Origin of the sequence: Lacinutrix sp. (assembly GCF_023299985.1) — a bacterium.
Classification (GTDB): domain Bacteria; phylum Bacteroidota; class Bacteroidia; order Flavobacteriales; family Flavobacteriaceae; genus Lacinutrix.
In genome coordinates this window covers 1-14,174 of record NZ_JALZVX010000218.1, presented here as the reverse complement: position 1 = coordinate 14,174, position 14,174 = coordinate 1, and the positions used below count along the sequence as shown (strand labels likewise).

The following is a 14,174-nucleotide window of genomic DNA, read 5'->3' as shown; positions in this document are numbered from 1 at the left end:
TCCAGCTGGAGCATCTTCTTTAATGTCTATTAAAGCACATTCAGTAGTTAATATCATTCCAGCAACAGAAGCAGCATTTTCTAATGCAATACGCGTTACTTTTTTAGGATCTATAATACCAGCTTTAAGCATATCTACATATTGTTCAGATTTAGCATCGTAACCAAAGTCTTTTTTGCCTTCAGACACTTTATTTACTACAACACTACCTTCTCCACCTGCATTTTCTACAATGGTTCTTAAAGGTGCTTCAATAGCACGTGCTACAATTTGTATACCTGTAGTTTCGTCTAAGTTTTCAGTAGTAATTTTACCTAAAACGGCTTTTGCTCTAACTAAAGCAACTCCACCACCAGCAACAATACCTTCTTCTACTGCAGCTCTTGTAGCATTTAAAGCATCGTCAACACGGTCTTTCTTTTCTTTCATTTCTACTTCACTAGCAGCACCAACATATAAAACGGCAACTCCACCTGCTAATTTAGCAAGACGTTCTTGTAGTTTTTCTTTGTCGTAATCACTAGTTGTAGATTCTATTTGAGATTTAATCTGGTTAACACGATTTTTTATTAAAGATTTATCACCAGCTCCATTAACAACAGTAGAGTTGTCTTTGTCTATAGTAATACGTTCTGCAGTACCAAGCATTTCAATAGAAGCATTTTCAAGTGTAAACCCTCTCTCTTCAGAAATTACTGTTCCTCCAGTTAAAATAGCAATATCTTCTAGCATTGCTTTACGTCTATCTCCAAAACCTGGTGCTTTTACTGCAGCGATTTTTAAAGAACCTCGAAGCTTGTTAACTACTAAAGTGGCTAATGCTTCTCCATCTACATCTTCTGCAATAATTAATAAAGGTTTTCCTGTTTGTGCAACCGGTTCTAATACTGGAAGTAAATCTTTCATTGTAGAAACCTTTTTGTCATATAGTAATATGTACGGGTTTTCTAAATCTGCAATCATTTTCTCACTATCTGTAACAAAATAAGGAGATAAATAACCTCTGTCAAACTGCATACCTTCTACAACATCTACATAAGTATCTGTTCCTTTAGATTCTTCAACAGTAATTACTCCTTCTTTTCCTACTTTACCAAAAGCTTTAGCAATTAAATCTCCAATAAGATTATCGTTATTAGCAGAAATAGAAGCCACTTGCTTAATCATTTCAGAAGAGTTTTTAACCTCTTTAGATTGTTTTCCTAAATCTTCAACAATTGCAGTTACTGCCTTGTCAATACCACGTTTTAAATCCATAGGATTTGCTCCTGCAGCAACATTTTTTAAACCTTCTTTTACAATTGCTTGCGCTAATACAGTTGCAGTTGTTGTACCATCACCAGCTAAATCGTTGGTTTTAGAAGCAACTTCTTTTACCATTTGAGCTCCCATATTTTCTAATGGATTCTCTAACTCTATTTCTTTTGCAACACTAACACCATCTTTAGTAACAACAGGTGCTCCAAAAGAACGACTAATAATTACGTTTCTTCCTTTAGGTCCTAAAGTTACTTTTACTGCATTTGCTAATGCATCTACACCACGTTTTAAACCGTCGCGAGCTTCTACATCAAATTTTATATCTTTTGCCATTGTTATTATTTTTTTGTCATTCCTGCGAAGGCAGGAATCTATTTTAATTTGTATTTATTGTGGATTCCGCATCAAGTGCGGAATGACAACTATTATGTTTTTTCGCTACAGGCTATCAACCAAAAGTTAAAAAAAATGTTTTATATAATAGCCATTATATCTTCCTCACGCATCATTAAATAGTCTGTTCCATCTAATTTAATTTCAGAGCCAGAATATTTTCCATAAAGTACTGTATCTCCAACTTTAACAGTAAGAGGTTCGTCTTTTTTTCCATTACCAATGGCAATTACAATGCCTTTGTGTTGTTTTTCTTGTGCGCTATCTGGAATATATAATCCAGAAGCAGTTTGTGTTTCGGCAGGAAGTGCTTCTACTAGTACACGGTCTGCTAGTGGTTTAATGTTTACTTTACTCATTATTATTTTTGTTAAATCTTACTTTAGAAAAGTAAGATGGTTATATTAATTTATAGTATATGGATAAGCTAAAAATATGCCATTACTTGGTAACTGACAAACTTACAGAACTATTTACCTAATTATGTAAAACAAAAAAAGCCAACTGTAAAGTTGGCATTTTTATTTATGTGGTAATGAAGTTATTAGATTATTTGTCGTCAATTAGTTTTGTTGCATCGTCTGCAGTAGGTGTTGGTGCAGTTTCAACAGGTAGAGTTGTTGCGTTTTCATCTAAAGCTTTAGAATCTCCAGCAACTCCAGCACGTGGAATAGATAAACTAGACACTAATATTAATGCTACTAAAATAGCACCTAATGTCCATGTACTCTTATCTAAAAAATCTGTTGTTTTCTTGACACCACCTAATTGTTGTGTTCCACCTCCACCAAAAGAAGAAGATAATCCACCACCTTTAGGGTTTTGTACCATTATTACTACTATTAGTAAAAAGGCAACTATAACAATTAGTATTAAAAATATTGTAAACTGTCCCATTATTCCTTATTGTTTTGTTCTTGTAATTTGTTTATTGCTTTAATTTGGTCTGCAAAGAAACCACTTTTTTCTGGATATTTCAAACTTAATATTTTATAAGATTGTATTGCCTTCTTATAGTTTTTTTGTTCAAGGTAAATACGTGCTAATGTCTCTGTCATTAAAGCTTCAGGCTGAATCATTTGCGCTTTAGCAATATTGTGTTTAGACGTTGGCGTTTTTTTTCCTGCTAATTTTGGGCTTTTTTCAATAAATTTTTCGATGAGATCAAACTTTTTAGCCTTAGCAATTGAGTGTAAAGATTTTTTAGTTTTTTTATCTTCGGAAAAATGGCTACTAGATTCTGTATCTCGATTAATAGGCGTAAAGCGCGATAGACTTAGCCACTTGTTAAAAGAATGTGTTTCATTTTTATCAAACTCAAGCGGTTTACCAATATTTAATATCGTTTCTGGTAATTCTATTTTAATTTCTGAAGGTTTTTCAATTTTAGCTTCAAAATTAGCGACTTGCTCTTTTTCTATTTTAGGTTTAAGCAATTCTGGACTTAAGGTTGCTTTAGTCTCTTTAATTTGTTGTTTTAGAATGGTGTCTATTGCGACACTTTTTTGAATTGAAATGTCTTCTGCATATACTTTAATATCTAATAAACTAGCCGTGTTTTGTTTAATAAATTGAGATACTTCATTTTGAGAAAAGGTTTCAGAAGTAATAAAATCGAATAAAATACTTCTATCTGTAGTATAAGCTGCTGTTGTTTTTAAAGCATTATTATATTTAAAACTTTCAGCATTTTTTAACCCTTTTAAATACAACGCTCTCGCAGATTGAAAATACGGAAAGCTTTCTATAACATTTTTTAAGTCGTCGGTTTGAGACTTATTAATGTGCTGAGGTGTTTTAATTATATTTAAAAAATCGGTTTGTTTCATGTTTTTTAACGACCCTTAATCTATGTTGTAAAAAAGAAAAATAATTATTTTAATTTATTTAAATAGTACATATTAATATTACCACTTAGCTAAAGATGCATTAAAGACATCTTGAGTAATACGCTCGAAAATTTCATCTAAAGCATTGTCTCTTACGCTTCCTGTAAGTAACGAACTGCCAGAGTAATCAAAGAAAAAAGAGAAGGTTTGTTCGAAATCGTCATCTTCTGCTTTCTTATTATAAAAACGTACGCGAACACTAATAGATAGTCTGTTTTGTGCTGCTGTATTATTTGCCGTTGCTGTTGTTGGTGAAATACGATATTGTGTTATTTCACCTTCGTAAACCAAATCACCATTAGAGTTTACAAGCTCTAAATTAGTTTGATTTTGTATTAAATCTTGTAAAGCAATTGTAAAATCTCTATCGATTCCTGGCTCTATTTGTGCTGCAGTATTTTGGAAATAATTTACCTGAAACGATTTTACATCGTCACGAATATTTGTTCCTGATAAAGAGTAGAAGCCACAACTAAAAAGAGTAATAGTTAATGCTAATATTATAAGGTGTTTTATGTATTTCATGTATTTTGCTTGCTTTATTATAACGAAAAATTACAGATCAAATTGTTTAATCTTTCTGTAAAGAGTACGCTCGCTAATGCCTAATTCTTCGGCAGCAAGTTTACGTTTTCCGCTATGTCGCTCTAAAGATTTCTTTATTAATTCTAATTCTTTGTCATGTAAAGATAATGTTTCTTCTTCCTCAATTTCTTCAGCAAAATGATATTTATCACTACTATTTTCTGTGAAATTTTGAGTAGTTTTTGTTTCCTGCGGAATAGCTAGTACTTGTAAATCTTCTAGAGCATCTTCGTTATCATTATCACCATAGATTTTTTCAATTAAACCTTCATTGTCTTTCTGGACATCTTTGGCGTTTCCGTTTTTCATTAACTCCATGGTAAGCTTCTTTAAATCATTTAAATCGGCTTTCATATCAAATAAAACTTTGTAGAGAATTTCGCGTTCGCTACTAAAATCGCTTTCAGATTTTGTACTGCTAATTACTGCTGGTAAATTACTACTTCCTGTAGGTAAATAACCTTTTAAAGTATCTGCAGAAATAGCTCTATTTTGCTCTAAAACTGAAACCTGTTCAGCCACATTACGTAGCTGCCTTATATTACCACTCCAACGGTATTTTATTAAATTCTGAATAGCTTCATCTGAGAGCTTAATGGTTGGCATTTTATATTTTAATGCAAAATCACTAGCAAATTTTCTAAACAGTAAATGTATGTCTTCTTGACGTTCACGCAAAGGAGGAAGGTTAATTTCTACAGTACTTAATCTGTAGTATAAATCTTCACGAAATTTTTCTTTTTTAATAGCTTCAAACATGTTTACGTTTGTTGCTGCAACAATACGAACATTGGTTTTTTGCACTTTACTTGAACCAACTTTGATAAATTCTCCATTTTCAAGAACGCGTAACAAACGTACTTGTGTTGTTAGTGGTAATTCTCCAACTTCATCTAAAAAAATGCTGCCACCATCTGCTACTTCAAAATAACCAGACCGTGTAGAAGTGGCTCCTGTAAAAGCACCTTTTTCATGACCAAAAAGTTCACTATCTATTGTGCCTTCTGGTATTGCGCCACAGTTTACTGCAATGTATTTATTGTGTTTTCTATGTGAAAGTTGGTGTATTATTTTTGGAATACTTTCTTTACCAACGCCACTTTCTCCTGTTACCAAAACAGAAATATCTGTTGGTGACACTTGGATTGCTTTTTCGATGGCACGATTTAAAGTTGCGCTATTTCCAATAATCCCGAAACGTTGTTTTGTTGCTTGTATTGATTCCATAGTATTTCCTGCGAAGGCAGGAATATTTTAATTCGTTAATTTAATTTTCCGCCATTCCAACAGCTTCACCTATTAGTGTCGCTTTTGTACAATCTGTTACTTTTACGTTTACAAAATCGCCAATCTTATAATTTTCCTTTGGAAAAACGGCAACAATACTATGTTGGCTTCTTCCAGACCATTGGTCTTTAGATTTTTTAGATTCTTTTTCTATTAATATCTCTATTGTTTTTCCTAAAAACTCACGTGTTTTAAATTCGCTATGTTGTAATTGTAGTGCAATAATCTCACTTAACCTTCTACTTTTTGTAGCTTCAGGAACATCATCCTCAAATTTACGTTCTGCTAGTGTTCCAGGCCTTTCAGAATAAGTGTACATATAACCAAAGTTGTAGGTTACGTATTCTAGCAAACTTAAGGTGTCTTGGTGATCTTGCTCTGTTTCTGTCGGGAAACCAGCAATCATATCTTGGCTTATAGCACAATCTGGAATAATATTTCTAATATTATTTATCAATGTAAAGTACTCTTCACGTGTATGTAAACGATTCATTGCCTTTAAAATGCGGTTGCTTCCACTTTGTACTGGTAAATGTATATGATTACAAATATTATTGTATTTAGCCATTGTTTTAATAACGTCTAAACTCATGTCTTGAGGATTAGAAGTCGAAAAACGAATACGCATATTTGGTTGTGCTTCTGCACATATTTGTAATAATTTAGAAAAATCTACAGCTGTTGCTTTTTGCATTTCTGTAGCCTTTATAAAATCTTTTTTCATGCCTCCACCATACCAAAGGTAGCTATCTACGTTTTGCCCAAGTAAGGTAATTTCTTTATAACCTTTATTCCAAAGATCGTTTACCTCTTCTATAATACTTTGTGGATCGCGACTGCGTTCTCGACCACGTGTAAAAGGCACAACACAAAAAGTGCACATGTTATCGCAACCACGTGTAATAGATACAAACGCAGTTATTCCATTACTATTTAAACGTACTGGAGAAATATCTCCATAAGTTTCATCTTTAGATAAAACTACATTTATAGCATCGTGTCCATCTTCAACTTCAGCTAAAAGATTTGGTAGATCTTTATAAGCATCTGGTCCAACAACTAGGTCAACAATTTTTTCTTCTTCTAAAAATTTACTTTTTAAGCGTTCTGCCATACAGCCTAAAACACCAACTTTCATTTTAGGATTAATATCTCGTTTTACAGCATTATATTTTTGAAGTCGTTTTCTAACGGTTTGTTCAGCCTTGTCTCTAATAGAGCAGGTGTTTACCAAAACTAAATCTGCATCTTCAAGTTTGTCTGTAGTATTGTAGCCTTGTTTGTTTAATATGGATGCAACAATTTCGCTATCGCTAAAATTCATAGCACAGCCGTAACTTTCAATAAAAAGCTTCTTAGTTTTGTTTTCTTTCTGCTCTAAAATTAAAGCATCTCCTTGTTTGTTTTCGTTTATTGTTTTCTCCATATTATATTGAAAATTCTAGTGTTCAATAAGTATGCAAAGATAGGATTATTTTAAGTAAAGTGACAAAGTGACAGTGTTTTGTGGTTTATTTTTCATAATATTAGGCTTAATATAATTGCTATTTAATATACTATTGAAAAAAACAATATTCTTCATTGCTTTTCTAATTGTTTGTTTTTCTGCGTTTTCGCAAAATAATAACGAACAATTAGAGCTTGTAATAGAAAATGATAAATTAGTTTTAGTTGATAAATATTATACTAGTGGGTTGTTTTTAACGTACAAAAAAGATTTACAAAATAATTTTATTTTCAAAAAACAGCAAGATAAAAAACTACAGTTAAATATAGTATTAGGCAACCAAACATATACACCTTCTAATTTAACGTCTATAGATACACGAGATTTCGATAGGCCATATGCAGGATGGTTTTTTGTTAAAACCGAAATAGGAAAAATAAATAAAAACTCAGCATTATTTATAGGGATAGAGACAGGTATTACTGGAGAAGAATCATTATCGGGGAAATTGCAAAATTGGTTTCACGAAACCTTAAATATACCTTCAGCTACATGGATTCAAGAAATTGAGTTTAAGTTTCTTGTTAATTTGAAGGCAAGATATATAATAAGTAAAACAATAGGAGAGCATTCTGCTTTTAAGTTTGTATTTGAGCCTTCACTTGGAACTAAAGATATTTTTATTGCGAATAATTTGGGTTATACTTTTGGGCGTTTTAATACTTTTAACCAATCTTCAAGAAATGGATTTTTAACAGAAATAGATACAAATGAATTTTTTGGATTTATTAATATTGGTTATAAATATGTTGCGCATAATGCCCTAATTCAAGGTAGTCTGGATTATAATGATGCATTATTTACTACAAATAAAGAGCCTCATATTATTAACTTTAAGATAGGGAGTGTGTTGAAATTAAAACGAAACACCTTTACATTTGTCTATAATTACAACACAAAGGAAACACCAATATCTTCTTCGCATTCATTTGGAACAATAAGTTTTAGTCGAGACTTTTGAAGCTGTTTTTTAATTTAAAAAATATTGAAATAATATAGAAATTAATGTTTTAAGAAATTTTAATTAGGTTAATATATTTTTTTTGATATACCTTTGTGTCCTCAAAAAACCTTATTAATGGCTAAGAATTTAGTAATAGTAGAGTCACCTGCAAAAGCAAAAACAATAGAGAAATTTCTTGGAAAAGACTTTAAAGTAGAGTCTAGTTATGGTCATATTTCAGATCTGCCTTCCAAAGAATTAGGTGTTGATGTAGAAGGTGATTTTAATCCAAAATATGAAGTCTCTACAGATAAAAAAGCAATTGTAAAAAAGCTTAAAGAATTAGCTAAAAAAGCAGAAATGGTTTGGTTAGCTAGTGATGAGGATCGTGAAGGTGAAGCAATAGCATGGCACTTAGCAGAGTCTTTAGGTTTGGTTAAAGAGAAGACAAAACGTATTGTTTTTCACGAAATTACTAAGTCTGCAATACAAAAGGCAGTAGAGAATCCAAGACAGATAGATTACGATTTAGTAGATGCACAACAAGCACGTCGTGTATTAGATAGGATTGTAGGTTACGAATTATCTCCAGTATTATGGAGAAAAGTAAAAGGAGGCTTGTCTGCAGGACGAGTACAATCGGTTTCGGTACGATTAATAGTAGAGCGTGAAAAAGAAATAAATGAGTTTAAAGCAGAAGCGTCTTATAGAATAGATGCAGAGTTTTCAAACGAAAACGGTCAATCGTTTAAAGCTAAATTGCCAAAATCGATAAAGACTAAAGCGGAAGCTCAAAATTTTTTAGAACAAAATGCAAATACAACATTTAAGGTTTCAGACTTAGAGAAAAAACCTGCCAAAAAATCACCTTCAGCACCATTTACAACATCTACTTTACAGCAAGAAGCATCACGTAAATTATATTTTTCGGTAAGTAAAACCATGACTATGGCACAACGTCTATACGAAGCAGGTTTAATTACTTATATGAGAACAGATAGTGTAAACCTATCTAACGAAGCAAAGCAAGGCGCAGAAAAAGAAATTGTTGATGCCTATGGAAAAGAATATGCGAAAGAACGTAATTATAAAGGTAAATCTAAAAACGCCCAAGAAGCGCATGAGGCTATAAGACCTACAAATTTTGCAGTACATACTGCAGGTTTAGATTACGACCAAACAAGATTATATGAATTAATTTGGAAACGTGCTATTGCATCGCAAATGAGCGAAGCAAAATTAGAGCGTACCAATGTTAAAATAAATGCAGCTTCACACAAACAAACTTTTACAGCAAATGGAGAGGTGATTACGTTTGATGGATTTTTAAAAGTCTATTTAGAAGGAACAGATGATGAAGATTTAGAACAGCAAGAAGGCATGTTGCCAGCCATGAAAATTGACGAAACGTTGTTAAACAAGAATATAACAGCAACAGAGCGCTATACAAGAGCGCCATATAGATTTACTGAAGCTTCACTAGTAAAAAAATTAGAAGAACTTGGTATTGGTCGTCCATCTACTTATGCGCCAACTATTTCTACAATACAAAATAGAAACTATGTAGAAAAAGGAACAATTGAAGGTATAGAACGTAACTACACACAATTGGTTCTTGAAAGCGGAAATGTTAAAGACAACCTTTTAACCGAAAAAGTAGGATCAGATAAAGGAAAGTTAGTACCAACAGATATTGGTATTATTGTAACCAATTTTCTTGTAAATCACTTTTCAAGTATTTTAGATTACAGTTTTACAGCGAATGTAGAGGATCAGTTTGATGATATTGCAAATGGTAAAGCAGACTGGAAAGACGTAATGAAAACGTTTTATAAAGACTTTCATCCAAAGGTTGTAGATGTTCAAGAAAATGCAGAAAGAGAATCTGGAGAACGTATATTAGGAAAAGATCCTAAATCAGGAAAGCGTGTTAGTGTGCGTTTAGGAAAGTTTGGACCAATGGTACAAATGGGAGTAAGTGACGATGAAGATGGGCCAAATTATGCAAGTTTAAGTCCAGACCAACAATTAGGGACAATAACCTTTGAAGAGGCGATGGATTTATTTCAGCTTCCTAAAAATTTAGGAAAGTTTGAAAAAGAAGAAGTTTCTGTAAATAATGGTCGTTATGGACCTTATGTTAAATTTGGAGAAGCATTTGTGTCGCTTCCAAAAGGTACAGATCCTTTAACGGTAGAATTAGAAGATGCTATCGTTTTAATAAAAGAAAAGCAAAAAGCAGATGCGCCAATATATATGTACAAGGATCTACCTGTACAAAAAGGGAAAGGGCGTTTTGGGCCATTTATTAAATGGAACAATATGTTTATTAATGTCAATAAAAAATACGACTGGGATAATTTATCTGATGATGAAATTGTTGAGTTAATAGAGCTCAAGATTCAAAAAGAGATAGATAAGGTTATTCATAATTGGGAAGAAGAAGGTATTCGTGTAGAAAAAGCGCGTTGGGGAAGATTTAATATTTTACAAGGTAAAGTAAAAATTGAATTACCAAAAACTACAGACGCACCAGCTTTAACCTTAGAAGAGGTAAAAGCTATTATCGAGAAAAACGCACCTAAAAAGAAAAAGGCCGCTAAAAAGAAACCAGCTGCAAAGAAGAAAACTACAGCTAAAAAGAAATAGTAGTAAATAGTTATTCAAAATAAAGTAATACCACTTAAGCGCTAACAAAAAATCTTTATAGAACTTTAAGAATAAATGAATTTTAATTTTTTATCTCCTGTTGCCGATACGGTTTTAGCTCATAATGAGTTGTTGCCTATGCAAGCACTAGGACGAAAACTAAAAATTCATTCTGCGCAAGAAGGTATTCCAGATCTTCAAGATGTTTCAGTCGCAATTATTGGTGTTTTAGAAAACAGAAACGATATTAATTATATAGGAGAAGAATTCGAGCTTAATGAGGTTCGTAAATCTTTTTATGCTTTATTTCCTGGGAGTTGGAATACAACTATTGCAGATTTAGGCGATATTAATAGAGGAGAGTCTGTTGAAGACACTTACTTCGCCTTAAAAACGACCGTGTCTATTTTAATTCAGAAAAAAATCACACCTATTATACTAGGAGGAAGTCAAGACTTAACCTATGCTATTTATCGTGCATACGATAATCTCATGCCAATGGTTAATATTGTTAATGTCGATTCACATTTTGATATAGGCGATTCTGCTAAGCCTATTAAAAGTAAAAGTTTTGTTGGTAAAATTATTTTAGATGAACCATATAATTTATTCAACTATGCAACATTAGGTTATCAAACTTATTTTAACTCTCAAGAAGAAATAGATTTAATGGAGCGGTTGTATTTTGAAGCTTATAGATTAGGAAATGTTTCTAAAGATATAACTATAGTAGAACCAGTTATGCGAGACGCAAATGTAGTAAGTATAGATCTTGGAGTTGTAAAAGCATCCGAAGTTAGTCTAAAACAAAGATTATCGCCAAATGGATTAGATGGTAAAGAAATTTGTGCAATTTCACGTTATGCAGGAATAAGTAATAAAGTGTCAGCGTTTGGTATATTCGAGTATAAACCATCTTATGATGATGAAGTAACTGCAATGTTAATTTCGCAAATGTTATGGTATTTTATAGAAGGTGTTAATTGTCGCGTTAAAGATGATAACTTTTTAGATGATAATAATCATCAAAAATTCACTACTTTAGCAGGCGATGAAGAATTAGTTTTTTATAAAAGCACTAAAACAGGACGATGGTGGATAGAAATACCTTTTTTAGCAAATGTTAATAATAAATTAAAAAAACACACGTTATTACCTTGCACGCACAAAGATTATTTAAATGCATGTAACGGTAAAATGCCTAGTAGATGGCATAAAGCGTATCAAAAAAATAGCTTATAAAAATATAAAGAAACTAAATTTTAACATTTTATTAATCGATTAAAAGTGATTTTAATCGATTAAATGTAATTTTTTATTCTAAAAAAGTTGCTTTTTAAAAAATATATAAATATGTTTACGCTCTTAAAAAATAGGAGTATATAATTAACCTCGAGTTTTATAATGAATATGAAGAAGTTTGTATTATTAACAGTAGTTTTAACACTTTTAGCAAGTTGTGGTTCTAAAGATAGAGGCCAACTGGTTGGTGTTAAAGGAAAGAAATGGCATCCAGAAAAGCCTTATGGTATGACTTTAGTTCCAGGTGGAGCATTTATCATGGGTAAAGCCGATGATGATTTAGCCGGAATTCAAGATGCACCTGCAAAAACCGTTACAGTAAGAGCATTTTACATGGATGAAACAGAAATCACTAATAGTGAGTATCGCCAATTCGTTGAATGGGTTAGAGATTCTACCGTTAGAACCAAATTAGCAATTTTAGCCGATGAGGTAGGTGAAACTGGAGAAAGTGATGAGCCAGGTGTTGGACAATTTGCATTTAAAGATGCTAATGAAGAAGACATGACACCTTACGAACAATACATGTTGGACAATTACAGTGGTCTTGGTGAAACAGGATACGAAGGAAGAAAATTAAATCACGATGTGGATTTAATTTTTGATACCGCAGAATATCCGGACGAATACTATGTAGAAGTTATGGATACAATGTATTTGCCAATAGAGGAGTCTTATAATGGTCAACGTACTTGGGATGTTTCTAAATTTAAGTTTCAGTATTCTTACATGGATATTGAGAAAGCAGCAAAAAACAAAAATTTACGTCGTAAAGATGTAATAATAAAAGAAGAAGTAGAAATCTATCCAGATACTACAGCTTGGATTAGAGATTTTGCTTACTCTTACAATGAACCAATGCACAACGATTACTTTTGGCACGATGCTTATGGGGATTATCCTGTAGTAGGCGTGTCTTGGAAACAAGCAAAAGCTTTTTGCCAGTGGAGAACATTAGTTCATAATTCATATAGAAAAGAAAAGAAAAGACATTTTGTAAACTCTTACCGTTTACCATCTGAAGCAGAGTGGGAATACGCAGCAAGAGGTGGATTACAAGCAGCAACTTTTCCTTGGGGAGGACCATATGCTAAAAACGACAGAGGTTGTTTTATGGCTAACTTTAAACCATTACGTGGAGATTACGCAGCAGATCAAGCATTATATACTGTAGAAGCTGATGCTTTTGAGCCTAACGATTTTAATCTGTACAACATGGCAGGAAACGTTTCAGAATGGGTTAGCGCCTCTTACGACCCTGGTTCTTATGAGTACATGTCAACTATTAATCCAAGTGTAAACGAGGCCAGTAACCAGCGTAAAGTTGTAAGAGGTGGATCTTGGAAAGATGTAGCATACTTTTTACAAGTAAGTTCAAGAGATTACGAATATGCAGATTCTGCAAGAAGTTATATCGGCTTTAGAACTGTTCAAGATTATATGGGAACAGAAGTTACAGCTAATTCAAGAAAATAGTAAAACCAATTAAAATAAATCATTTAACTACTAAAATTAAAAATTAAAAATTATGGCACAAAAAGGTAAAATGTCTGCAATGAATTTTGTATATGGATTTGGAGCGGCAATCGTTATTATAGGAGCATTATTTAAAATTCAACACTGGCCTTATGGTTCTTTAATATTAACAATAGGTATGGTTGTAGAAGCGATTGTATTTTCAATTTCTGCATTCGAAAAACAATCTGCAGATACAGATTGGTCATTAGTATACCCAGAATTAGCAGGTGGAACATCTACTAAAAAAGGTAAACTTGAAGAGCCTAAAGATGCTGAAGGTTTATTATCTAAAAAATTAGACAACTTATTAAAAGATGCTAAAATTGATGGTGAATTAATGGCAAGTTTAGGAAATAGTATTAAAAATTTCGAAGGTGCTGCTAAAGGTATTTCTCCAACTGTAGATGCAATGTCTGCACAAAAGAAATATGGAGAAGAGTTATCTCTTGCTGCTGCACAAATGGAATCTTTAAATAGTTTATACAAAGTGCAAATGGAGTCTGCTAGTCGTCAAGCGACTATCAATGAAGAGTCTGTTGAAAATGCAAACAAGTTAAAAGAGCAAATGCAATCTTTAGCATCTAACTTATCTTCTTTAAATGGAGTATATGGTGGAATGTTAACTGCAATGAACAAAAACTAATTAGTAGTTAGGTAATAACTATATTATAAACTTAAAAGCTAATTAAATTATGGCAGGAGGAAAACAGTCCGCAAGACAGAAAATGATTAATTTGATGTATTTAGTATTCATTGCAATGATTGCTATGACTATGTCAAAAGAAGTACTATCGGCATTTGGATTAATGAACACGAAATTTGATAACGCTAACGAATTAGC

The 14,174-nt window shown here is 32.4% G+C and carries 12 protein-coding genes; 5 read left to right on the top strand and 7 right to left on the bottom strand.

From position 1 onward, the window contains the following. The 7 genes from groL to miaB form a co-directional block, all read right to left on the bottom strand. Positions 1 to 1,593: chaperonin GroEL (gene groL, locus Q0C58_RS11715; protein WP_290701775.1), on the bottom strand; the 1,593-nt coding region annotated here is incomplete at its 3' end. 140 nt (positions 1,594 to 1,733) lie between these two features. Further along, entirely contained in the window at positions 1,734 to 2,012 is a 279-nt protein-coding gene (locus Q0C58_RS11710; protein WP_290701772.1) for a co-chaperone GroES, read from the bottom strand. A 190-nt stretch (positions 2,013 to 2,202) separates the two neighbouring features. Continuing rightward, entirely contained in the window at positions 2,203 to 2,550 is a 348-nt protein-coding gene (secG, locus tag Q0C58_RS11705; protein WP_290701770.1) for a preprotein translocase subunit SecG, read from the bottom strand. Beyond that, positions 2,550 to 3,482 (bottom strand): hypothetical protein, encoded by a 933-nt coding sequence (locus Q0C58_RS11700; protein WP_290701768.1) that lies wholly within the window; start codon positions 3,480 to 3,482, stop codon positions 2,550 to 2,552. The genes secG and Q0C58_RS11700 overlap by 1 nt, the downstream gene beginning before the upstream one ends. A gap of 78 nt (positions 3,483 to 3,560) precedes the next feature. Continuing rightward, the gene (locus tag Q0C58_RS11695; RefSeq protein ID WP_290701765.1) at positions 3,561 to 4,067 is read right to left on the bottom strand and encodes an LptE family protein; all 507 of its coding nucleotides are present in this window, start codon (positions 4,065 to 4,067) and stop codon (positions 3,561 to 3,563) included. 30 nt (positions 4,068 to 4,097) lie between these two features. Further along, a complete protein-coding gene (locus Q0C58_RS11690; RefSeq protein WP_290701762.1) occupies positions 4,098 to 5,354 on the bottom strand; it encodes a sigma-54 dependent transcriptional regulator in 1,257 nt (418 codons plus the stop codon). Between the two features lie 40 nt (positions 5,355 to 5,394). Further along, a complete protein-coding gene (gene miaB, locus Q0C58_RS11685) occupies positions 5,395 to 6,840 on the bottom strand; it encodes a tRNA (N6-isopentenyl adenosine(37)-C2)-methylthiotransferase MiaB (protein ID WP_290701759.1) in 1,446 nt (481 codons plus the stop codon). A gap of 133 nt (positions 6,841 to 6,973) precedes the next feature. On the opposite strand from miaB, the gene Q0C58_RS11680 reads away from it, so the two are divergent. From Q0C58_RS11680 to gldL, 5 genes are all read left to right on the top strand, one after another. After that, the gene (locus Q0C58_RS11680) at positions 6,974 to 7,882 is read left to right on the top strand and encodes a lipid A-modifier LpxR family protein (RefSeq protein WP_290701757.1); all 909 of its coding nucleotides are present in this window, start codon (positions 6,974 to 6,976) and stop codon (positions 7,880 to 7,882) included. 117 nt (positions 7,883 to 7,999) lie between these two features. Then, a complete protein-coding gene (topA, locus tag Q0C58_RS11675) occupies positions 8,000 to 10,513 on the top strand; it encodes a type I DNA topoisomerase (RefSeq protein WP_290701754.1) in 2,514 nt (837 codons plus the stop codon). Positions 10,514 to 10,588: 75 nt separating this feature from the next. Further along, positions 10,589 to 11,755, top strand: a complete 1,167-nt coding sequence (locus Q0C58_RS11670) for a formimidoylglutamase (protein WP_290701752.1) — start codon at positions 10,589 to 10,591, stop codon at positions 11,753 to 11,755. Positions 11,756 to 11,923: 168 nt separating this feature from the next. Next, positions 11,924 to 13,291, top strand: a complete 1,368-nt coding sequence (gene gldK / locus Q0C58_RS11665) for a gliding motility lipoprotein GldK (protein WP_290701749.1) — start codon at positions 11,924 to 11,926, stop codon at positions 13,289 to 13,291. A gap of 52 nt (positions 13,292 to 13,343) precedes the next feature. Next, positions 13,344 to 13,976, top strand: a complete 633-nt coding sequence (gene gldL, locus Q0C58_RS11660) for a gliding motility protein GldL (RefSeq protein ID WP_290701747.1) — start codon at positions 13,344 to 13,346, stop codon at positions 13,974 to 13,976. Positions 13,977 to 14,174 lie beyond the last annotated feature (198 nt).

What these genes read in the sequence shown, in the direction of transcription:
- gldL (WP_290701747.1), top strand. Translation starts at nt 13,344, where the DNA reads ATGGCACAAAAAGGTAAAATGTCTGCAATGAATTTTGTATATGGATTT.
- gldK (WP_290701749.1), top strand. Translation starts at nt 11,924, where the DNA reads ATGAAGAAGTTTGTATTATTAACAGTAGTTTTAACACTTTTAGCAAGT.
- Q0C58_RS11710 (WP_290701772.1), bottom strand. Translation starts at nt 2,012, where the DNA reads ATGAGTAAAGTAAACATTAAACCACTAGCAGACCGTGTACTAGTAGAA.
- miaB (WP_290701759.1), bottom strand. Translation starts at nt 6,840, where the DNA reads ATGGAGAAAACAATAAACGAAAACAAACAAGGAGATGCTTTAATTTTA.
- secG (WP_290701770.1), bottom strand. Translation starts at nt 2,550, where the DNA reads ATGGGACAGTTTACAATATTTTTAATACTAATTGTTATAGTTGCCTTT.
- Q0C58_RS11695 (WP_290701765.1), bottom strand. Translation starts at nt 4,067, where the DNA reads ATGAAATACATAAAACACCTTATAATATTAGCATTAACTATTACTCTT.
- Q0C58_RS11670 (WP_290701752.1), top strand. Translation starts at nt 10,589, where the DNA reads ATGAATTTTAATTTTTTATCTCCTGTTGCCGATACGGTTTTAGCTCAT.
- topA (WP_290701754.1), top strand. Translation starts at nt 8,000, where the DNA reads ATGGCTAAGAATTTAGTAATAGTAGAGTCACCTGCAAAAGCAAAAACA.
- Q0C58_RS11690 (WP_290701762.1), bottom strand. Translation starts at nt 5,354, where the DNA reads ATGGAATCAATACAAGCAACAAAACAACGTTTCGGGATTATTGGAAAT.
- Q0C58_RS11700 (WP_290701768.1), bottom strand. Translation starts at nt 3,482, where the DNA reads ATGAAACAAACCGATTTTTTAAATATAATTAAAACACCTCAGCACATT.